Genomic DNA, 20,064 nt, shown 5'->3' with positions numbered 1-20,064 from the left:
GAGGCACGTGAAGCCCGGCTTCGGCCGGGCTTTTTGCTTTTGTGCGGACCGATTCTCGCGTAGCGTCGCGCCAGGCGGAGTGGGCATCGTGCAACGGTTCGGCTGGGACAGGAAGAACGCCGCGCTCGTCTTCACGATGAAGGGGAACATTCCCGTTCATGTGAGCTGGACCTTTGCCATTCCCGCCGCCCTGCCGTTCCTGCATGAATGGTCGAGGCGCCCCCAGGCCGCTCTTACTCATACACTCATCTTTGCCGCGCTGCTGCTCCTGTCGGTGTTTCTGCACGAGCTTGCACATGTCTGGGCAGCGCGGCGCCAAGGCATCGGCACCCAACGGATAGAGCTGTACCTCTTCGGCGGCATTGCCTGGTTCAAGCCCGGCCCGGCTTCGCCTTATGGCTGGGCGTGGATCGCCTTTGCCGGGCCTTTGGTGAACATCATCCTGGCGGCAGGCTTTACCACCGCCTATTATCTCTTTGCCGGGCCCTTGTTGCCGGTCCATCACGGCGGTCTTTTCAGTTCGCCGCCGCCGACACCGGCAACCCCTCTTGAGTGGACACTTTGGCTTGGCATTTTGGTGAATGGGGTTTTGGCCATTCTCAACCTCCTCCCGGCCTTTCCGCTCGACGGCGGGGCGATCGCCAGGCATCTCCTTGCGCCGCGCTTCGGCGCTGATACCGCCGTGCGGATCGTCGGCTTCTGCGGTGTCGTGCTTTCAATCTTGCGTTTCGCGGTCATCGTGCCTGCGGCGGCAGCCGGAATTCTGGTGTGGATTCCGCCTTCCTTCAGGCCGAACTGGCGGGCGTTTCGCGCCGCTGGCAACAAGAAGCCCGTTCCGCCGCATCCGGCTTGATGTGGGGGGGGCAGCGGCTTATGTGGCTCGATACCAGTCCTGCGAAAGCAACACGCCCCATGCGCATCCTGTCCGACGCCTTCATTCCCGAATTGCCCAATCACTACCACGGCAAGGTGCGCGAAAATTACGACCTCCCGGACGGGCGGCGCATCATCATCGCCACCGACCGTCTGAGCGCGTTCGACACGATACTGGCCTCGATACCGTTCAAGGGAGAGGTGCTTACCCAGACAGCGCGCTACTGGTTCGAGGAAACCGCCGACATCTGTCCCAACCATGTGCTGGAATATCCCGACCCCAACGTCGTCGTCGGCACGCGGCTCGACATGCTGCCGGTCGAGATCGTGGTGCGCGGCTATCTGGCGGGGACCACCAGCACCTCGATCCTGACCAAATACAGGAAGGGCGAGCGGAGCTTCTACGGCCACAGTTTTCCGGACGGGTTGCTCGACAACGAAAAGCTGCCGCAAGCCATCATCACGCCCACCAGCAAGGCTGCACATGGCGGCCATGACGAGCCGCTGTCGGAAGCCGAGATCGTCGCGGAGCGGCTGCTGACACAGGCGCAGTGGGACACCGTATCGCGCTATGCGCTGGCCCTGTTCGCCCGCGGCCAGCAGCGCGCGGCCGAACGCGGCCTGATCCTGGCCGACACGAAGTATGAATTCGGCACCGCCCGGGACGGCACTATCGTGCTCGCGGACGAAATCCACACGCCCGACAGCAGCCGCTACTGGATCGCGGCGAGCTATGAGGAGGCGTTCGCAAGCGGCGGGCGGCCGCAGAGCTTCGACAAGGACTTCGTCCGCTCCTGGGTGTCGGCGCGATGCGATCCCTACAAGGACCCGATCCCGCGCATTCCGGAGGAGCTCGTCAATCAGACCTCTGCGGTCTATATCCAGGCCTATGAGGCGATCACCGGCGCGAAATTCGTGCCCGACCTTTCCGGCGATACGGTGCTGGAGCGCATCCGCTCGAATCTCGCGCGGTATTTTTAGGAAGGACGTCGCGCCGGCGGAATCCGATGCTGGGAACTCCCGGCTTTTGCGTGCAGCGATTTTCGCTTAACCTTTGCCCATGTCCGCTTATGCCCGCTCAAGGCATATCGTCTCAGGCAGTGCCGCTTTGGCGCTGGCGCTTTGGCTGACGCAATCGGCTTCTCCCGCCGAGCCGGTCGATGTCGAGCTGGTGCTGGCGGTCGACGTTTCGCTGTCCATGTCGCCGGCCGAGCTGGAGATCCAGCGTCACGGCTACGCGGCGGCACTCACGCACGACAATGTGCTGAGGGCCATCGCCGACGGCGCCCATGGCAAGATCGCCGTCACCTATGTCGAGTGGGCGGGCACGACCTGGCAGCGCGTAGTCGTGCCCTGGACGGTGATCGCCAACCGCGACGACGCCGAGAAGGTGGTGGCGCAACTGAATGCACGTCCGCCGGACAGCGCCCGACGGACTTCTATCTCCGGCGCGCTGACCTTCGGCCGCGACCTTTTCGCCGAGAGCGGTTTTCAGGGGGCCAAGCGCGTCATCGACGTTTCGGGCGACGGACCCAACAACCAGGGCGCGCCCGTCAACCTCACGCGTGACGAGGTGGTCAAACAAGGCATCACCATCAACGGGTTGCCGCTGATGACGCGCGGCGGTTTCAGCGGCGCCTTCGACGTCGACAATCTCGACCGCTATTACAGCGACTGCGTCATCGGCGGACCGGGCGCCTTCATGATTCCGGTCAATGACTGGACGCAATTTCCGGAAGCAATCCGCCGCAAGCTGGTGCTCGAACTTGCCGGTCCCGCCTCGCCGCAATGGGCGGCGGAAGAGGCCGCGCATCCGCCGGTCGTGCTCGCCGACGACAGGCCGGCCACCGACTGCCAGGCCGGCGAGAAGATGTGGCGCAACCGCGGCTGGGGCATGCCGTGACGGATCGAGAAGCATTCCTCCCGGGATTGGATTGGACCATCGTCAAGTGCGGCTTCTGCTTCATTGACAAGCCCTTTGGCGTCTGTGAGACAATTTGCGCTCACCACATAAAAGGGGAACCACAATGAACAGGACCACCATTTTCGCGGCGGCGCTGACGGCGGCCGCCTTGCTCGGAGCCCCGGCGATGGCTGCCACATCGCTCACGATCGGCATCAGCGGCTGGACCGGCTTCGCGCCGCTGACCCTGGCCAAGCAGGCCGGGCTTTTCGAAAAGCACGGGCTGGACGTAACGCTCAAGAAGGTGCCGCAGGCCAGCCGCCCGCTGGCGATCGCCAGCGGCGACCTGCAATGCGCGGCGACCACGGTGGAAACTTGGATGGTGTGGAACGCCAGCGGCGTCACCACCAAGCAGATCTTCCAGCTCGACAAATCCTACGGCGCCGACGGCATCGTCGTGCGCAACGACATCAAGACCGTCGCCGACCTCAAGGGCAAGACCGTCGCCTCGTCCGCGCCCGGCACGTCGCCCTATTTCCTGCTCGCCTGGGTGCTTAACAAGAACGGCATGTCGACCAAGGACGTCACCGTCGTCAACCTGGAGCCGGACGCGGCGGCGCAGGCCTTCCTCGCCGGCCAGAACGATGCCGCCGTCACCTATGAGCCGTTCATTTCGGCGGTCCGCGACAAGGCCGACCAAGGCCACATCCTGGCGACCACGCTCGATTACCCGATGGTGCTGGACACCGTCGGCTGCACGCCGGATTTCCTCAAGGCCAATCCCGATGCCGCCAAGGCGCTGGCCGACAGCTATTTCGACGCCCTCGACCTGATCAAGAAGGATCCGCAGAAATCCTACGAGATCATGGGCGCCGACGTGAAGCAGTCGGCCAAGGAGTTCGAGGATTCGGCCAAGTACCTGAAGTGGGCCGACAAGGAAGAGAACAAGCAGTTCTTCACCAAGGAGTTCCAGGATTTTTCCAAGACCGCGGCCGAGCTCCTCAAGCAGATGGGGCTGATCAAGGAAGTGCCGGATGTGACGACGCTTGCCGACACCAGCGCGGTGGCCAACTGATCGCGCATCACCGGATCGGCGGCGTCAGGCCGCCGGTCCTTTCTCCTTGAGGCGCGCCACGATCTTTCAGGTCCGCTCCGCGTGCTTCGGGTTTTCGATTTTGCGCATGTCTTTATCCCGAAGCGGGGCGACATGCTTCAAGGACAGGGCCTTATGCTGCGTCCCTTGCATCCAGTCGCGCCGGGTACGCGAACCGTGCTCGGCATAGCCTTCTTCGTCTTCTTCGTGGCGTTCTGGGCGTGGATCACGCTCGGTGGCCATGTGAACCGGATCTTTCTCGCCGACCCGCTGTCGATGCTGCAGGATGGCTGGCGGTTGCTCACCGAGGATGGTTTCTGGCTGGATATTCTGATCACCATCTGGCGCGTCTTCGGTGGCTTCGCGCTGGCGTCGATCGTCGCGGTGCCGATCGGCATCGCGATGGGCGCCTGGAAGCCGGTCGAAGCCTTCCTCGAACCGTTCGTGTCCTTTGCGCGCTACCTGCCGGCGTCCGCCTTCATCCCGCTGCTCATCCTGTGGGCCGGCATCGGCGAACTGGAAAAGCTGCTGGTGATCTTCGTCGGCTCGGTATTCCAGATCATTCTGATCGTCGCGGTCAAGGTCGGCGGCACGAGGCGGGACCTGGTCGAGGCCGCCTATACGCTGGGGGCGACCGACAACGGCATCGTCAAGCGCGTGATCGTGCCGGCCAATGCGCCGGAGATCGCCGAGACGCTGCGCCTGGTGCTCGGCTGGGCATGGACCTATGTGATCGTCGCCGAGCTGATCGGCTCGTCGTCGGGCATCGGCTACATGATCATCAACAGCCAGTCGCGGCTGGCGACCGGGCAGATCATCTTCGGCATCATCGTGATCGGGCTGATCGGGCTATTGTCCGACTTCGCCTTCAAGGCGCTCAACCGCTGGCTCTATCCGTGGAGCCTGGTATGAGCAAGCTTCTCATCGAAGGCGTTTCGCGGACCTTTGCCGGGGTCGGAGGCGGGGAACCGGTGCGGGCGCTGCAGCCGGTCGACCTCGCCGTCGCCGCCAATGACTTCATCACCATCCTGGGACCGTCCGGCTGCGGCAAGTCGACTTTGCTCAGGATCGTCGCCGGACTGGAGGCGCCGAGCACGGGGCGCGTGCTGCTCGACGGCAAGGCGGTCACGCGGCCGGGACCGGACCGCGGGATGGTTTTCCAGTCCTATACGTTGTTTCCCTGGCTGACAGTCGCCGAGAACATCGGGTTCGGCCTGCGCGAGCAAGGCAGGCCCGAGCGCGAGCGAAACGATATCGTCGCTTCCTATATCGATCTCGTCGGCCTGGCAGGCTTCGAGAACCATTGGCCGAAACAGCTTTCGGGAGGCATGCAGCAGCGGACGGCAATCGCACGGGCGCTGGCCAACGATCCGGAGATCCTTTTGCTCGACGAGCCGTTCGGGGCGCTGGACAACCAGACGCGCGGGTTGATGCAGGAACTGCTGCTCGGCATATGGGAGCGGCGCAAGAAGACGGTGCTGTTCGTCACCCACGACATCGAGGAGGCGATCTTCATGGCTTCACGGGTGATCGTGATGAGCGCCCGGCCCGGCCGGATCAAGTCCGACGTGCCGGTCGACCTGCCGCATCCGCGCCACTACACGCTGAAGACCAGCCCGGAGTTCTCGGCCCTCAAGGCGCAACTCACCGAAGACATACGCATCGAGGCGGTGCGGACGGCGCAGACGCAGCCGGCCTAGACGGCTGCGTTCTTTGCCCGCTTAAGCCGCCAGCAAATGCTTGCGGTCGACGCGCTCCTGTTGCGGCGAGCGGGCGTAGAGCTCACGGTAGCATTTGGAGAAATGCGAGGCCGAGACGAAGCCGCAGGCCACCGCCACCTCGACCACCGGCAACGACGACTGGATAAGCAGGTGCCTGGCGCGGTCGAGCCGGATCTCCAGATAGTAGCGGGCAGGGGAGCGGCCCATCTCTGTGCGGAACAGACGTTCGATCTGCCGGCGCGACAGATCGACATGATCGGCGATCTCGATCAGCGACAGCGGCTCGGAGAGGTTGGCCTCCATCAGTTCGATGATGGTGAGCACCTTGGAATTCTGGACCCCGAGGCGGGCGCGCAGCGGCAGGCGCTGGCGGTCGGTCGGGCTGCGCACGCGATCGGTCAGCACCTGCTCGCAGACGCGGTTGACCAGGCTTTCATCGAAATCGTCGCCGATCAGTTTCAGCATCATGTCAAGAGCTGCGGTGCCGCCGGCGCAGGTGTAGACATTTTGGTCGACCTCGAAGAGATCGGCAAAGACATTGGCCTTCGGGAAGGCCTCGGAGAAGCCCGGCAGGTTCTCCCAATGGATGGCGCAGCGCTTGTTGGACAGCAGACCCGCGGCGGCGAGGACATGCGCGCCGGTGCACAGGCCGCCGACAGCGACGCCTCGATTATACTCCTCGCGCAGCCACGCGAAGGCCGACTTGTTGTGGTAGCGCTCGACATTGATACCGCTGCAGACGATCGCCATGTTCGGCCGGTCCGGCCCGGCCATCTTCTTGCGCTCTTCCTCCAGCGACGTGTTGACGGCGCATTCCACGCCGTTCGAGGCGCGCACCGGCTTGCCGTCGATGCTGGCCAGCCGCCAGCGATAGGCCTCGTAGCCGAGCATCCGGTTGGCGGAGCGCAGCGGATCGAGCGCCGTGGCGAAGGCGATCATGGTGAAATCGGGAATGAGGAAGAACACAAACGATCTCTTGATCGCATGCTTTACGGCATTCACGGGGTAACCTCACGCTGCCATGACGCGAACAGGATGTCGCGAACAGCATAGCGACATCAGTAAAAACCATTCCTGTCAATCGGGTAGGCGGCTAAGCGAAGATTAAATTTGCGACACGGGTCGCAAATGGGCAATCGGCCCGAGGTTGGCGGCTGCGCCCATGCAACGAAAGCCCGACAAGATCGGAACGCCGCCACGGAAAAACCGGACGGCGTTGGGTCCGTTCAGCGGCGGCGACCGCCATTCCAAAAGCCAGCTCAGGCAACGAAGCCGAGACGGGCAGCGGCCATGGCGCCTGTCTGGCCGGGCATCGTCTTGGCGAGGCGCTGACGCTCCAAGGCAGTCGTCAGGTTCATTTCGCGGCGGGTGAACAGGCGGGCAAAGAGCTTCATCATCATCTCCATTCGGTTGCTCAGACGGGTCGCCTTCGCTTAATGGAGTGGGGCAGCTCGTTTTGGCTGGCGTGGATATAGGCCTGCTTCGGGAGAAACTAAATCGCAAAAGCGAAGCGCTTGATATGAAAAGCGACACAGAGTGCGACATTTTTGGGCGATGTGCCCACGATTTGCAATTGTTTACAAGAAGTTAGTCCAAGAATTAAGCCGCTATGCGAGTGGCTCATATGCGTCATGCGGCTTCCGCATGGCTGGAAAATTCGTTTGAGTGCAAACAAAAGGCCCCAAACACACGAAGGCCTGCCGAGCTGATGCGGCAGGCCTTCAGAAATCCATACACACGTGGCTACTTTGCTCCAGCCCAGCTTCCGACGCCGAGGCGCAAGCCGGTCCTGGCATCGCCGGCTTCCGGCCAGCCGATGTCCTTCTGCAGTTCAATTGGCAGCGCATGGATGGCGCGTTCGGTCTGATAGCGGGCGCGGGCCGCGCTGAATTCGGTCGCAAGCCGACCGATGGACGACAGGATATACATTTCTTTCTCCTCTATGCGGGCAGGGAGGGGCCCGTCATTGCGTTAAGTCAGGTCTGTTTCAGCTTCATTTCATGTCGATTGCAGGACTGTGTCATGGTCGTTTGATGGCTGCTTCTGGCAGCATCCCGCATCGATCGAGTTGACTATGCGCCCGGAGTGATGTTCAATCAAACGAAATGGAATGATCGATTGCATCAGAAAAATTGAAGGCAGACGCTCATGAACGCCCCCCTCAATCATCCTTTGCCGCTACTGGATCTCGATGTGCTGCGTACTTTCGTGGCGATCGCGGAAACCGGTTCCTTCACCACCGCCGCCAACGCGGTGTTCCGCACGCCGTCGGCTGTCTCCATGCAGATCAAGAAGCTGGAGGATATCCTCGGCCGTTCGGTCTTCGCGCGCGACGCGCGCTCGGTGACGCTGACCACGGACGGCGAGATGCTGCTCGGCTATGCGCGCCGGCTGCTGTCGATCAACCGCGAAGTGGTGTCGAAGTTCATCATTCCCGACATCGTCGGCGTGGTGCGGCTCGGCTCGCCTGACGACTATGGCGAGCGCGTTCTGCCGCATGTGCTGAAGCGTTTTGCCCAGTCGCATCCGTCGATCGCCGTCGACGTCACGATCGACCAGAGCATCAATCTGCGCCGCCGCATGGACGACCGCGCGCTCGACATCACACTGCTCACCAATTCCTACAAGACCAGCGCCATCGGTGCCGAGGTTCTGCTGACCGAGCCCATAGTGTGGGCCGGCGCCAAGGGCGGCTGCGCGCATTTGCGTGAACCGCTGCCGGTGTCGCTGTGGGAGGAAGGCTGCGCCTGGCGGGCCGGTGCCCTGGAAGCGCTTGGACGCGAGGGCCGCAATTACCGCATCGCCTATATGAGCGCCCATACGGCCGGCCAGCGCGCCGCCATCATGGCCGACCTTGCTGTGGCGCCGCTACCGAAGTCGTTCCTCGGTGACGAGATGGTCTCGCTGGGCGCCAAGGACGGCATGCCCGAGATCGGCACCTACAATCTCGCCATGGTGGTGGCGCCCGATGCCAGCGCGCCGGTCAAGGCCGTCGCCGACCATATCCGCGCGACTTTCGAAGTGTTCCGCGAAACCGGCAAGTTCTGAGCTATTCGGTCGCCGGCGCCGGGCGAGTTGCTAACGCGGCTCTTGTCCTGCGTCTGGCGCGAGCCCGACGCGGTGCCGGCAGGCTGAGAAAGTCGACGATGCTGTCGCGCGCGCGGCGCGCTTCCGGCATCTCGATCAGCGGCCAGACATGGAACATGCCTTCTTCGTAGACGACGTCGACCTCGACCCCGGCGGCGCGCGCGCGTTCGGCGAAGATGAGATTGTCGGGGCTGAGCAGATCGCGAGATCCGGTGAGCAGCAGCGTCTTCGGCAGCACCGTGAGGTCGCCGTAGAGGGGGCTGATGTGCCAGTCGGAGCGCTCGAAGCCGGCGCTGTAAAGGCGGATCGCTTCCAGCCCGCCAGGAATGCCCAGCCAGGGATCGTTGCGCTCAGCCTCGAACACCTCCGGATTGGACAGCGACATGTCGAGGCCGGGCGAGATCAGCACGTGACGCGACGGCAGGGGCAGGCCCTCCTCGGCCGCCATCATGGTCAGCACGACGGCCATGTTGCCGCCGGCGGAGTCGCCCATGAAAACGATGTCCTCGGCCTCGGTCTCTTCGAGCATGCGCCGGTAGACGTCGCCGACCATGCCGAACATGTCATGGAAATCGTGCTCGGGCGCGATGGGGTAGACCGGCACGGTAATGCCGAACCCGAGGCGCTCGGCCATCTCGGCGATCAGACCCCAATGGTAGGAGGTGATCTGAAACACATAGGCGCCGCCATGCATGTAGAGGATGCGCCGGCGCTCGCCCGCTTTCGGTGCAATCTCATAGACGGGAAAGCCGCCGATTTCGGTCTCGGTGATGTCCATCCGCGCCTTGAGAAGGGCCGGCGGGTGATGGTCCTCGGTCTTTCGGGCGTAGGCGATCCAGCGCTGCAGGTTTTCGGCACTGGAGAACGCCTTCTTGCGGCTGTGCCTGAGAACGAACGAAACCAGGTGGCTTTTCAAACTGGGCATGCGGATACACGGACCTCGGCATAGCCGACCAAGAAAATTCCCTCCCTCCGCGAAAATCGTACCGAAGTTAAAAATGTCAAGGATTCAACGCTGGCACATCGGCGTGATCCGATGGTGCTTGTTTCTTGTTTGAGCAAATCTGGACGGAAGGCTGCGCGACTGGCCGAGCCTGACCGCCCATACTTTTGCCGGAATGGCTCTAGCGCCGCTTCGACAGGAGCGCGGCGCGTAATTTGTTGTCGCCGCTGGCCGGGGCCGCATCGCGACCCCGGCGCTTGCCGAGCAGCTTGCATTTGTCGGTGAAAGTCATCAGCGCGGCGTGCCGAGGAGCAACGCATGGAGCGCCGCCTGCGGATCGCTCGGCGGCGAGGCCGGCCAGCCGATATCCTTCTGGACATGCGCCGGCAGACTGTTCAGCGCGCGGATCGCCTTGTTCCGCGCATGAGCCTGCCTGATGGTGACGCCGAAGCGGCTGAGGTTATCGTACATCGACATTTTCATCTCCCTTGACGAGCAGCGGCGGCCGGGAACGATCCGTGGCCGCCGTTCGATGTCCGCTAAATGCGTCATGGATGTATCGGATGAATTTCGCGAAGGCAGCGCTTCGGTTTCCGGATCGCGCGAATCCGGAAACATTTGCATGCAAACGAAATTGAAATGCGGGAAGCGGTAGAAGCTACTCGCGGCCGCGTCGTGCCGCGCGCTCCTCGCGCGAGCGCCGGCGCGGGGTGGCATCTCCGGCCGTGCCGTCCTCGCTCATCGCCTTGCGCGGCGGCAGCTTCACGGCGGCCGCCAGCTTGGGGAAGGGGTCGACCTTGTTCGGCAGCGCCATGGCGTAGACGAAGTGCTCCTGAAATTTCGGTTCCAGCGCCGTCTCGATCTTCTCGATCCGGCTCACCGTCTCCTCGATCTCGCGCCGGTAGCCGCGATTGAGCAGCGCCATGCGCGCGCCGGCGCCGGCGGCGTTGCCGACGGCCGAGACCTTGTCGAGGTCGCAGTCGGGGATCAGCCCCAGCACCATGGCGTATTTCGGATCGATGAAGGAGCCGAAAGCGCCGGCGAAATGAATGCGGTCGACATGGTCGGTATGCTGTTTCTCCATCAGCAGCTTGGTGCCGGCATAGAGCGCCGCCTTGGCGAGCTGGATGGCGCGCACGTCGTTCTGCGTGATGGTGATCTTCGGCTCGCCCTCCTTCAGCACGTAGGAGAAGGTGCGGCCGTTGGGAACGATGCGCGGCGAGCGCGTGCTGAGCGATCCATCGACGACACCGTCTTCCGAGATGATGCCGGCGAGATACATCTCGGCGATCACTTCGATGATACCGGAGCCGCAAATGCCGGTGACGCCCGTTGCCTGGGCGCTTTCGGCGAAGCCTGGCTGATCGGACCAAAGCTCCGAGCCGATTACGCGGTAGCGCGGCTCCAGGGTTTCCGGGTCGATGCGAACGCGCTCGATGGCGCCGGGCGCGGCGCGCTGGCCGCCGGAGATTTCCGCGCCTTCGAAGGCTGGGCCGGTGGGCGAGGAGGCGGCGACGACGCGCGCCCTGTTGCCGAGCACGATTTCGGCATTGGTGCCGACATCGACGATCAGCATCATCTCGTCCTGGCGATGCGGGCCTTCCGACAAGGTGACGGCGGCGGCATCGGCGCCGACATGGCCGGCGATGCAGGGCAGCATGTAGAGGCGCGCGCCCTGGTTGAGCTTCAGGCCGATATCGGAGGCCTTGATGCGCACCGCTCCGGAGACGGCGAGCGCGAAGGGCGCGCCGCCGAGCTCCGTCGGATCGATGCCGAGGAACAAATGGTGCATGATCGGATTGCCGACGAAGACGGAATCCAAGATGTCGTTGCGCTGGACATTGCCTTCGGCGCAGACCTTGTCGACGAGCCCCGAGATCGCCTCGCGCACGGCCACCGTCATGCCTTCGCGGCCGTCCGGATTCATCATCACGTAGGAGACACGGCTCATCAGATCCTCACCGAAGCGGATCTGCGGATTGGACGTTCCGGAAGACGCGGCGACGCGGCCCGACAGCAGCGATACCAGATGCATGGCGATGGTGGTCGAGCCGATGTCGCAGGCAAGGCCGTAGGCCTCGTTCTTCAGGCCGGGCCACAGCGCGATGACGCGCGCGATGTCGCTGTCGGCATCCTTGTGGATGGCGGCCGTCGCGGACCAGTTGCCCTTGCGCAGGATGCCCTGCACCTGCGGCAGCAGGTAGAAGTCGAATTCCAGGTTCTTGAGGCCCCAGTCCTTCATCAGGGCGATCTTGAGCCGGTCGAGGTCGCCGAGCGGCTTGTGCATGTCGGGCTCCTCGATCTCGACATAGCACATGCGGATCGCGGTATCGCGGGCGATAACCCGGGTATCGGCGTCTTTGCGGATGGTCTGGGCGTTAATGACCGTGTCCTGCGGCACGTCGATGACAAGGTCGCCCAGGATCTGCGCCGAGCAGGAGAGGCGGCGACGTTCGGGCAGGCCGCGCACGCGCTCGTAGCGCTCTTCCTTGGCGCCCTTGGGCGAGATGTGGTCGTTGGACGAGACGATCTTGTGCTTGGCGAAATTGCCTTCCTGCACCTCGATCTGGCAGCGTCCGCAAGTGGCACGGCCGCCGCAGACGCTTTCGACATAAACGCCGAGCTGGCGCGCGGCGTCGAGGACCGGCGTGCCAACCGGGAACCGGCCACGCTTGCCCGACGGCATAAACAGGACGAGGGGATCGGTGATGTTGGGGGGAGGATTCATGCTGGCACGCGTCTCGATGGCAATTGCCGATCCCGTTTAACGGATCGTTTTACTGTTGGGTGGAGAGTCTGCTGGTCCAGGGGCCAACCATGTCGGAACTTCTGCTCTCCGCCGTCTTCACCGCGTTCACCATGGTGCGCGTGATCAAGGGCTCGTGGCTGCGCAATCCGCAATACCTCGCGACCGGAATCCTCGGCGCGGTCGTCGGAACCCTCGTGCTGCATGCATATTGGCCCGCCTATGACGATGATTTCATCATTGGCGGCGTCACCGGCATTTTCGGATCGTGGGCTGGAATGGCGTTGTTCGACGCCATATTGGGCATGGCTTGAGCGCAAAGCAGAGCTGTCCGATCGCATCCACGATGCGATCGGACCAGAGTTGTTTGCGGTGTGCCTCACGATTGCGCGCTATCCCTTGGCCATGCGAGCTTCACGACCGCCACGGCGACGGCCGCCAGCGGCGGCGCCTTCGCCAGGAGCGTTGACCGCCGTCGGAGCTGCGACAGCCTGGCCGCCTTCGGCCGGCTTGTAATCCTTGTAGGTGCGGATCCAGTTGGTGCAGTTTTCGTCGGTGCCGTTGAGCACATTGGCGCCGCGCACGGCTTCCATCTCCTGCGGACGCACCGGATTCATGATCGCCGAGGTCATGCCGGCGCCGATCACCATCGGGATGAAGGCGGCGTTGATGCCGTGGCGGTGCGGCAGGCCGAACGAGATGTTGGAAAGGCCGCAAGTGGTATTGACCTTGAGCTCTTCACGCAGCCGGCGTAGCAGCGCGAACACCTGGCGACCGGCGTCGCCCAGCGCGCCGATCGGCATGACAAGCGGGTCGACGACGACGTCATGGGCGGGAATGCCGAAATCGGCGCAGCGCTCGACGATCTTCTTGGCGACCGCGAAGCGGACATCCGGGTCCATGGAAATGCCGGTCTCGTCGTTGGAGATGGCGACGACCGGGACGTTGTATTTCTTGACCAACGGCAGGATGGCCTCGAGCTTTTCCTCCTCGCCGGTGACGGAGTTGACCAGCGGGCGGCCCTTGGCGACCTTGAGCGCCGCCTCGATGGCGGCGGTGACCGACGAGTTGATCGACAGCGGCAGATCGACGAGGCCCTGCACGATTTCCAACGTCTGCACCAACAGCGCCGGCTCGGTCGCGTTGGGGTCGACGGCGGTGACGCCGGCATTGACGTCGAGCATGGTGGCGCCGCAGGCGGCCTGCTCGAGCGCGTCCTTGATGACGGTCTCGAAATTGCCGGCCACCATCTCGGCGGCGAGCTTCTTGCGGCCCGTCGGGTTGATGCGTTCACCGATCACGCAAAAGGGCTGATCGAAGCCGATGACGATTTCTCGGGTCGCCGAGGCGACGATGGTGCGGGTCATGCGATCTCTCCGTCCGGGATATAAAGAGTTCTTTATATCGTTATCTGATTTTGTTCAAGCAAATGCGTGCCGGCAGCGCGATCAATGCGCGGTCTTCACCATATCCACCTGGGTTTCGGTAATCTCGTCGTGCAGTATGTGGTCTAGCCGCTCGGCAACGATCTGGTCGTCGCGGCGGATCTCGCGTTTCCACGGCTGGCGGCCTTTCAGCACGCCGGATTCATCGACGATCTCGGCGACATATTCCTCCTGGCGGTAGGCCATCACATGGATGCCGGCGACACCCGGGATTTCCTTCACCTCGTTGATGATGTCGATGCAGAGCTGTTTGCCTTCCTTCTTCTGATCCTGCGCGCCTTCCAGTCGCTTGATCACCGCATCGGGGATGTGGATACCAGGCACGTTGGAGCGGATCCATTTCGCCGTCTTGGCGGAGGCGAGCGGACCGACGCCGCAAAGCAGGAAGAGCTTCTCGGTGTGGCCGAGGTCGCGGGCTTTCTGCATGAAGGTTCTGAACATCGGCACATCGAAGCAGTACTGCGTCTGCGCGAACTGGGCGCCCGCGGCGATCTTCTTGCCGAGATGGATAGGGCGGAAGTCGTAGGGCGGCGCGAAGGGATTGACCGCGCAACCCAGGAAGACCTGCGGCGGCGTCGTCAGCTTGCGGCCGGACAAGAACTTGCCGTTGTCGCGCATGATGCGAATGGTTTCGAGCAGCGACATGGAATCGAGGTCGAACACGGGCTTGGCGCCCGGCTGGTCGCCGGCCTGCACGCCATCGCCGGTCAGGCACAGCATGTTTGCGACGCCCATCGCGGCGCCGCCCAGCACGTCGCCCTGGATGGCGATGCGGTTCTTGTCGCGGCAGGCGATCTGCATGATCGGCGCGTAGCCCATGCGGGTCAGCAGCGCGCAGATGCCGACCGAGGACATGTGGCAGTTGGCGCCCGAGGCATCGACCGCGTTGATGGCGTCGACCCAGCCATCGAAGATCCTGGCGCGGTTGTAGACGTCTTCGGGATCGGCGCTGTCGGGCGGGTTGAGCTCGGTCGTCACCGCGAATTCGCCGCGGCGCAACACGCGCTCCAGTCGGCCGCGCGACGTGTGCCCGGGCAGGGGATCGAGCGGCAGATGGATGCCGGCGGGGTTCTCGTCGCGCTGGCGGCCCTTCATGCCGAAGCTCCGGGGGTCTGGGGCGTTTCACGCGCGGCGGCGGCCTGCGCGGTCACACGAAGCCAGGCCGAGGTTTCACGCAGCGACTGGTCGACCGGCTTTTGCACGGAGAGTATCTTGTCGCCATGCACCATGTTGCGTGAGCCTTCCCAGGCCTTGACCCAGACGCAGGGCATGTCGGGCTCGACCTCGCAATTGCCATTGGCGCGCACGCCACCACACGGGCCGTTGCGCAGTTGCTTGGGGCAGTTCATTGGGCATGACATGCCGGTGGAGGAGAGCACGCACTGCCCGCACATGCGGCAGTCGAACATGAAGCCCTTGACGCGCCTCTCGACGAATTTCACCGGGGCTTCGACGCGACCGTAGCCGATACCCTTCCACAGAGGGTGTAGGAGCAGGAAGGCGTCGGCGAACCGGCTGTAGAACCATTCGAGCAATCGTGAATGGCGGACCGACCACAGGCGCACCGCAAAAGTGCGCTGGACGCGGCGCTGCGGCGATACGTCGGAAGGCTTGTAGTCGGATTTCGGCGCTGCCTTCTTGACCAAGGTGGCCTGAGTAACCGCCGCCCCTTCCTTGACAGGAGTAGTGTCAGACATTTTCTTTCCCGCCAGCCTTGACCAGAGCGACCAGCCGCTCGCGGTCGTATTTCGCGTCGAGTTCCTGAAAAGCCTTCTCGACCTCTGCCTCGAGGTCGTCGCCAACCGGGATCGGATCGGCCTTACGCCATTCGGCCAGATAGTCGTCGGTGCCGCCGGCGCCGGTGCGCATGGCGCACATGTCGATCGCCTCGGTGAAGCGCAGCGGCAGTTCGCGCTTCGCGTTCTGCCGGCCCTTCCTGACGATGACCTGGGCGGGGATGTCGCGCCAATAGACGACGATCAGATCGGCCATGAATTCTCACTCCTCGAAGTCTTGGAGCATTGCCGCAAGCGCAGTTGGGCTGCTTGTTATGGGACGACGCCCGCGCCTTCAAAAGCGACGCTGGCGGAGGTCGCAAAGAGAATGCTGGATTGTGTGGCTGGCTGACTACCACACGCGCTTGGTCAAACCGGTCCAGAGGTAGAACCAGATCGTCGGGTGATACCATTGCTTCGACGGCAGATTTGGATTGATCGTTTCCAGTCTGCCGGCCATCGCATTGGCGACCGCCTCGACGCAGATATCGCGCGAGAACGCCGCCTGGCGCAGCGCGTAGCTGGCGATGGTGTCGCCCTGCTTCGCACTGCCGCGTGCCTGCTTCAGCACGCCGCCGGTGTCGACGCCGGCATCGACAAGGTGAACGGTGGTGCCGAAATTCGCTCGATCGCCGGAGGCCAGCGCCCAGTAGCCGCCATTCATGCCGCGATATTTCGGCGCGATGCCGGCGTGATAGTTGAGCACTGGACAAGGCATCTCCGCCAAGGTGTCTCTCGACAGCAGCCTGCAGCCAGCAAGCAGCACAACGCCCGGTTCGATGCTGCTGATTTCCTTCAGGCATTCCGGCCCGTTGGCCGAAGGCACGTGGATGATCGCCTGGCCTTGCCGGGGCTCGGTCGCGAGCCTCTCTTCGGCTATCAGCCGCTCGGCATGCCCAGCCAGGAAGCGCTTGCCGAGCCTTGTCAGCACCATCGTGCCGAGCTGGCCCAAGGCAGACACCCAACCCTGACGCCGCGCCCGTCCGAGCAGCAGACGCTTTTTGGATTCCGGCGCTTCGAGGATGACGCTGACGGGACCGACGCGATCGGCAAGCGCGTTGACGATGGCCCAGATATGCGGTCCACCTTCGGTGACGACCACAACCGGTCGCGTATTCGATACCGACGCTGCCACGGCAAGCACCCGCTCCAAAGACCGGGCGCATGCTATGCGGCGCGGGTTAACCCTTGGTGTGCCGACCGCCTTCGGTCAGACGCAAAAAGCGGCTCAGCGCTTCAACTCCATGATATCGAGCTTCGATTCGTAATAGGGCGCGGGGAATTCGATCCGCCACTCGGTGGCGCTGTTGCGGAAGGCGTAGCCGACCTGGTCGCTCTCTGGGCCGCTGCCATAGGGCTTCGCCTTGTCGTCATTGACCGAGAACGAGCCGAGATAGATGGCGCGCTTGTCGCCGTCGTCGAAGAAGCGGCCGCCCGTGCGTTGCGAGCCGCTGATCTTGGCAAGCCGCCAGCCGGAGCCGTCGTCGGTGACCTTGCATTTGAACCAGCCATAGATAACGAGCGGGCTGATGCCGCCCGCCTTGATGGTGCGGCATTTCCAGTTGCCGGTAAGGTCCTTGTCGGAGAAGGCGACGAGCGGCTTGGCGAGCAAATCTTCCAATTGCTTGACCTCCGACGGATTGCCAGCCTTCGCCTCTTCGAGAGCCGCCTTGCGCGTTTCGCCGTACTTGTCCAAACGCGCCTTGTCGGCGTCGGTGATCAGCTTCTGTACTTCCCCATCGGCATGGGCCGGCAAGGTGAGGGCAACAAGGCCAAAGGCGGCAAGGAGCAGGCGAGGGATCATGAAATGTGTTTCCTCAAATCAATGGCTGGAACAGTCTTTTCTATCATTGGCGCACAACTTACCGGTTCGTCATTGGCTGTCATCCATGCTTAACAGTGCGTGCTCGAAAAAATGGCGGTTTGATCGATGCGGATATTGCTCACGGGATCGTCCGGATGGCTGGGCAGCGCACTTGGGCCAAGGCTCAAAGCGCTCGGCTATGACGTCATCGGCCTTGATCAGGTCCCTTCCGTGCGCACGCAAATCGTCGGCTCGATAGCGGACCGCGATCTTGTCCGGGAGACTATCCACGAGAATCGCGTCGAGGCCATCATTCACAGCGGCGCGCTGCACAAGCCGAACATCGAGCAATATGAGAATAGCGCCTTCGTCGCGACGAATGTGCAGGGCACCCTCAACCTGCTCGATGCGGCCGTCGCCTTTGGCGTCCAGCGCTTCGTCTTCACCTCGACGACATCGCTGATGATCTCGCAGGCGATCCGCGCCGGCTTCCACGGCGGCGCGCGCAAGGCGGCCTGGCTCACGGAAGAGATGTTGCCGGAGCCCCGCAACATCTATGGCGTGACGAAGCTTTCGGCCGAGCATCTGTGCCGTCTCTATCATATCGAACACGGACTGCCGGTGGTGGCGCTGCGCACGGCACGCTTCTTTCCTGAAGCCGACGACATGGCACATGCGATCCAGCAATCCGATGCCAACACCAAGGCGAACGAGCTGCTGTTCCGGCGGCTGACCGTGGATGATGCGGCCGAGGCGCATGTCGCGGCCCTGGAGAAAGCCCCGCAGCTCGGTTTTGACACCTTTATCATTTCGGCGCCGACGCCGTTCCGGACGGAAGACTGCGCTGAATTGATCGCCGACGCGCCGGCAGTCGTAGCGCGCTATTTCCCGGATTATCCGAGGCTCTATGCCAGGAAGGGTTGGACGATGTTCTCCTCGATAGACCGCATCTACGATCCGTCGCGGGCAAGGGAGCGGTTGGGCTTCGTGTGCAAGACCAGCTTTGCCGATGTGTTGGCCACGCTCGATGGAGAAACCTGAGATCGAGTGGTTTCAGGTCGTATTTGCAGCCACCCGCGCCAGTTCGCCTGTCAGATCGCCATAGCCGGTGGAGCGGCGCTCATAGGTGAGGCCGAGCATAAGCGCGGCTTTCTCGGCGACCTTGTCGAGTTCCGGATCGTCGGTTTGGGCGAGATAGATCAGCTTCTCGTAGTTGCCGAAATAATCCTTGATCAGCTCGGGATGCCGGTCGAGGCCGAGCGGCTTGATGAAGAAAGACTCGAACTGGCGGCAGAGGAAGTCGGTCATGTAGAACGACATCATGTCGTCGTCGGCGACCTTCGCGTAGGCGTCCATGCCCTGGTAGAAGGCAAAGCAATGCGGCCCGGCCATGCGCTCGACGCCATGCTTCTCGATCACGCGGTCGAGCAGGCCGCCGGTGCCGCAATCGGCATAGCCGACGAAGATGTGCTCGTAGCCTTCCGCCTTGGCCTTTTCGATCGCCTTGTCCATCGCCGGCGCGATCCGGTCCGGGTAAAAATGGAACTCGGCCGGCAGGCAGGTCAGATCGAGATGGTCGAGCTTTAGCCGTTGCTTGACGGCCAAAACTTCGCGCGCAATCATCCCGCAGGCGATGACGAGAAGCCTGTCTGTTTGATTCGGTTTCGTTTCTTGCGCTTTCACCAAGTCGGGCCGGCTTTCGCTGCGGGGCTAGTATCTGTCGAGGGAGACACCATCCATGAAATTGCTACGCATAGCGCCGATGGCCATTCTGGCCTTTGCGCTTGCACTTACCGCCTGCGCCAACACCATTCGGGGCGTAGGCAAGGACGTCAAATCGACGGCAAGGGCAGTCAAGGACACTGTCAACTGACCGGTAGCCTCGTCCATCATCTGGGAACAAAAAAGCCGCGCTGCAAGGCGCGGCTTTTTCTATCGATCCATCCTGATGCCTTGGGTCAGGCGGAAGCGCGAACGTTGTGCTTGCGCTTCATGAAATCCTTGGCCGTCTCGACCGCTACCGCTGCGTCGCGGCAATAGGCGTCGGCGCCGACGGCCTTGCCGAATTCCTCGTTGAGTGGCGCGCCGCCGACCAGGACGACATAATCGTCACGAATGCCCTTTTCCTTCATCGTGTCGATGACGACCTTCATGTAGGGCATGGTGGTGGTGAGCAGCGCTGACATGCCGATGATGTCGGGCTGGTGCTGCTCGATTGCGTCGAGATATTTCTCGACCGCGTTATTGATGCCGAGGTCGATGACGTCGAAGCCGGCGCCTTCCATCATCATGCCGACGAGGTTCTTGCCGATGTCGTGGATGTCGCCCTTGACGGTGCCGATCACCATCTTGCCCTGCTTCGGCGCCCCGGTGGCGGCGAGCAGCGGACGCAGGATGGCCATACCGGCCTTCATCGCGTTGGCCGAGAGCAGCACTTCCGGCACGAACAGGATGCCGTCGCGGAAGTCTTCGCCGACGATACGCATGCCTTCGACCAGCGCCTCGGTCAGCACCTTATAAGGCGCCCAATTGCGCTCCAGAAGGATGTTGGTGCCTTCCTCGATCTCTTCCTTCAGGCCGTCATAAAGGTCGTCATGCATCTGCTGCACGAGTTCGTCGTCGGAAAGCTCGGAAAGGATGATCTCGTCGTCGGACATTTTCTCGGGCTCCTTGC

Annotated in this window: 24 protein-coding genes; 10 read left to right on the top strand and 14 right to left on the bottom strand. The window is 62.9% G+C overall.

What is annotated here, in order from left to right; genetic code table 11:
• Positions 1 to 7 precede the first annotated feature (7 nt).
• The 6 genes from ACR64R_RS12090 to ACR64R_RS12065 all read left to right on the top strand — a co-directional run bounded on the left by ACR64R_RS12090 (position 8) and on the right by ACR64R_RS12065 (position 5,569).
• Positions 8 to 853, top strand: coding sequence for a site-2 protease family protein (locus ACR64R_RS12090; protein WP_487361849.1), 846 nt, complete (start codon positions 8 to 10; stop codon positions 851 to 853).
• Positions 854 to 912: 59 nt separating this feature from the next.
• Entirely contained in the window at positions 913 to 1,854 is a 942-nt protein-coding gene (locus tag ACR64R_RS12085; protein ID WP_487361848.1) for a phosphoribosylaminoimidazolesuccinocarboxamide synthase, read from the top strand.
• Positions 1,855 to 1,933: 79 nt separating this feature from the next.
• On the top strand, positions 1,934 to 2,776 hold the full coding sequence (locus ACR64R_RS12080; protein WP_487361847.1) for a DUF1194 domain-containing protein: 843 nt from the start codon (positions 1,934 to 1,936) through the stop codon (positions 2,774 to 2,776).
• A gap of 124 nt (positions 2,777 to 2,900) precedes the next feature.
• A complete protein-coding gene (locus tag ACR64R_RS12075; RefSeq protein ID WP_487361846.1) occupies positions 2,901 to 3,851 on the top strand; it encodes an ABC transporter substrate-binding protein in 951 nt (316 codons plus the stop codon).
• A 156-nt stretch (positions 3,852 to 4,007) separates the two neighbouring features.
• Entirely contained in the window at positions 4,008 to 4,781 is a 774-nt protein-coding gene (locus ACR64R_RS12070) for an ABC transporter permease (protein ID WP_487362423.1), read from the top strand.
• A complete protein-coding gene (locus tag ACR64R_RS12065; protein WP_487361845.1) occupies positions 4,778 to 5,569 on the top strand; it encodes an ABC transporter ATP-binding protein in 792 nt (263 codons plus the stop codon). Before ACR64R_RS12070 ends, ACR64R_RS12065 begins: the two co-directional genes overlap by 4 nt.
• A gap of 21 nt (positions 5,570 to 5,590) precedes the next feature.
• On the opposite strand, the gene ACR64R_RS12060 is transcribed toward ACR64R_RS12065, so the two are convergent.
• From ACR64R_RS12060 to ACR64R_RS12050, 3 genes are all read right to left on the bottom strand, one after another.
• The gene (locus tag ACR64R_RS12060) at positions 5,591 to 6,529 is read right to left on the bottom strand and encodes a GlxA family transcriptional regulator (RefSeq protein ID WP_487362422.1); all 939 of its coding nucleotides are present in this window, start codon (positions 6,527 to 6,529) and stop codon (positions 5,591 to 5,593) included.
• 320 nt (positions 6,530 to 6,849) lie between these two features.
• Positions 6,850 to 6,984, bottom strand: a complete 135-nt coding sequence (locus tag ACR64R_RS12055; RefSeq protein ID WP_095791071.1) for a hypothetical protein — start codon at positions 6,982 to 6,984, stop codon at positions 6,850 to 6,852.
• A 349-nt stretch (positions 6,985 to 7,333) separates the two neighbouring features.
• On the bottom strand, positions 7,334 to 7,519 hold the full coding sequence (locus ACR64R_RS12050) for a hypothetical protein (protein ID WP_487361844.1): 186 nt from the start codon (positions 7,517 to 7,519) through the stop codon (positions 7,334 to 7,336).
• 219 nt (positions 7,520 to 7,738) lie between these two features.
• Here ACR64R_RS12050 and ACR64R_RS12045 point away from each other — a divergent pair, with 219 nt between their 5' ends.
• Positions 7,739 to 8,638, top strand: coding sequence for a LysR substrate-binding domain-containing protein (locus ACR64R_RS12045; RefSeq protein ID WP_487361843.1), 900 nt, complete (start codon positions 7,739 to 7,741; stop codon positions 8,636 to 8,638).
• A 1-nt stretch (position 8,639) separates the two neighbouring features.
• Here ACR64R_RS12045 and ACR64R_RS12040 read toward each other — a convergent pair whose 3' ends face one another.
• The 3 genes from ACR64R_RS12040 to ACR64R_RS12030 all read right to left on the bottom strand — a co-directional run bounded on the left by ACR64R_RS12040 (position 8,640) and on the right by ACR64R_RS12030 (position 12,348).
• Positions 8,640 to 9,602: an alpha/beta hydrolase gene (locus ACR64R_RS12040; protein ID WP_487361842.1), complete on the bottom strand. Its 963-nt coding sequence runs from the start codon at positions 9,600 to 9,602 to the stop codon at positions 8,640 to 8,642.
• A 309-nt stretch (positions 9,603 to 9,911) separates the two neighbouring features.
• The gene (locus tag ACR64R_RS12035; protein WP_095765549.1) at positions 9,912 to 10,097 is read right to left on the bottom strand and encodes a hypothetical protein; all 186 of its coding nucleotides are present in this window, start codon (positions 10,095 to 10,097) and stop codon (positions 9,912 to 9,914) included.
• Between the two features lie 181 nt (positions 10,098 to 10,278).
• Positions 10,279 to 12,348, bottom strand: coding sequence for an ASKHA domain-containing protein (locus ACR64R_RS12030; protein WP_487361841.1), 2,070 nt, complete (start codon positions 12,346 to 12,348; stop codon positions 10,279 to 10,281).
• An 89-nt stretch (positions 12,349 to 12,437) separates the two neighbouring features.
• Here ACR64R_RS12030 and ACR64R_RS12025 point away from each other — a divergent pair, with 89 nt between their 5' ends.
• The gene (locus ACR64R_RS12025) at positions 12,438 to 12,680 is read left to right on the top strand and encodes a hypothetical protein (protein ID WP_487361840.1); all 243 of its coding nucleotides are present in this window, start codon (positions 12,438 to 12,440) and stop codon (positions 12,678 to 12,680) included.
• Positions 12,681 to 12,758: 78 nt separating this feature from the next.
• On the opposite strand, the gene ACR64R_RS12020 is transcribed toward ACR64R_RS12025, so the two are convergent.
• From ACR64R_RS12020 to ACR64R_RS11995, 6 genes are all read right to left on the bottom strand, one after another.
• Entirely contained in the window at positions 12,759 to 13,733 is a 975-nt protein-coding gene (locus ACR64R_RS12020) for a methyltetrahydrofolate cobalamin methyltransferase (RefSeq protein ID WP_487361839.1), read from the bottom strand.
• Between the two features lie 81 nt (positions 13,734 to 13,814).
• On the bottom strand, positions 13,815 to 14,906 hold the full coding sequence (locus tag ACR64R_RS12015; RefSeq protein ID WP_487361838.1) for a methylenetetrahydrofolate reductase: 1,092 nt from the start codon (positions 14,904 to 14,906) through the stop codon (positions 13,815 to 13,817).
• Positions 14,903 to 15,508 (bottom strand): methylenetetrahydrofolate reductase C-terminal domain-containing protein, encoded by a 606-nt coding sequence (locus ACR64R_RS12010; protein WP_487361837.1) that lies wholly within the window; start codon positions 15,506 to 15,508, stop codon positions 14,903 to 14,905. The genes ACR64R_RS12015 and ACR64R_RS12010 overlap by 4 nt, the downstream gene beginning before the upstream one ends.
• On the bottom strand, positions 15,501 to 15,803 hold the full coding sequence (locus ACR64R_RS12005) for a virulence factor (protein WP_487361836.1): 303 nt from the start codon (positions 15,801 to 15,803) through the stop codon (positions 15,501 to 15,503). The genes ACR64R_RS12010 and ACR64R_RS12005 overlap by 8 nt, the downstream gene beginning before the upstream one ends.
• Positions 15,804 to 15,938: 135 nt before the next feature.
• Positions 15,939 to 16,721 (bottom strand): formyl transferase, encoded by a 783-nt coding sequence (locus ACR64R_RS12000; protein WP_487361835.1) that lies wholly within the window; start codon positions 16,719 to 16,721, stop codon positions 15,939 to 15,941.
• Between the two features lie 93 nt (positions 16,722 to 16,814).
• On the bottom strand, positions 16,815 to 17,390 hold the full coding sequence (locus ACR64R_RS11995) for a DUF4893 domain-containing protein (protein ID WP_487361834.1): 576 nt from the start codon (positions 17,388 to 17,390) through the stop codon (positions 16,815 to 16,817).
• 126 nt (positions 17,391 to 17,516) lie between these two features.
• Between ACR64R_RS11995 and ACR64R_RS11990 the strand changes: the two genes are divergently transcribed.
• Positions 17,517 to 18,431 carry an NAD-dependent epimerase/dehydratase family protein gene (locus ACR64R_RS11990; RefSeq protein WP_487361833.1) on the top strand — a complete coding sequence of 305 codons (915 nt, stop codon included), beginning with the start codon at positions 17,517 to 17,519 and terminating at the stop codon, positions 18,429 to 18,431.
• 12 nt (positions 18,432 to 18,443) lie between these two features.
• Here ACR64R_RS11990 and ACR64R_RS11985 read toward each other — a convergent pair whose 3' ends face one another.
• The gene (locus ACR64R_RS11985) at positions 18,444 to 19,076 is read right to left on the bottom strand and encodes a DUF1638 domain-containing protein (RefSeq protein ID WP_487361832.1); all 633 of its coding nucleotides are present in this window, start codon (positions 19,074 to 19,076) and stop codon (positions 18,444 to 18,446) included.
• Between the two features lie 52 nt (positions 19,077 to 19,128).
• On the opposite strand from ACR64R_RS11985, the gene ACR64R_RS11980 reads away from it, so the two are divergent.
• Positions 19,129 to 19,263: an EncA/B family entericidin gene (locus ACR64R_RS11980; protein ID WP_487361831.1), complete on the top strand. Its 135-nt coding sequence runs from the start codon at positions 19,129 to 19,131 to the stop codon at positions 19,261 to 19,263.
• Between the two features lie 85 nt (positions 19,264 to 19,348).
• On the opposite strand, the gene ACR64R_RS11975 is transcribed toward ACR64R_RS11980, so the two are convergent.
• A complete protein-coding gene (locus ACR64R_RS11975) occupies positions 19,349 to 20,047 on the bottom strand; it encodes a corrinoid protein (RefSeq protein ID WP_487361830.1) in 699 nt (232 codons plus the stop codon).
• Positions 20,048 to 20,064: the final 17 nt, after the last annotated feature.

Source organism: Mesorhizobium sp. MC2-1-1 (assembly GCF_057597255.1).
This window is presented reverse-complemented; position numbering and strand designations above follow the sequence as displayed.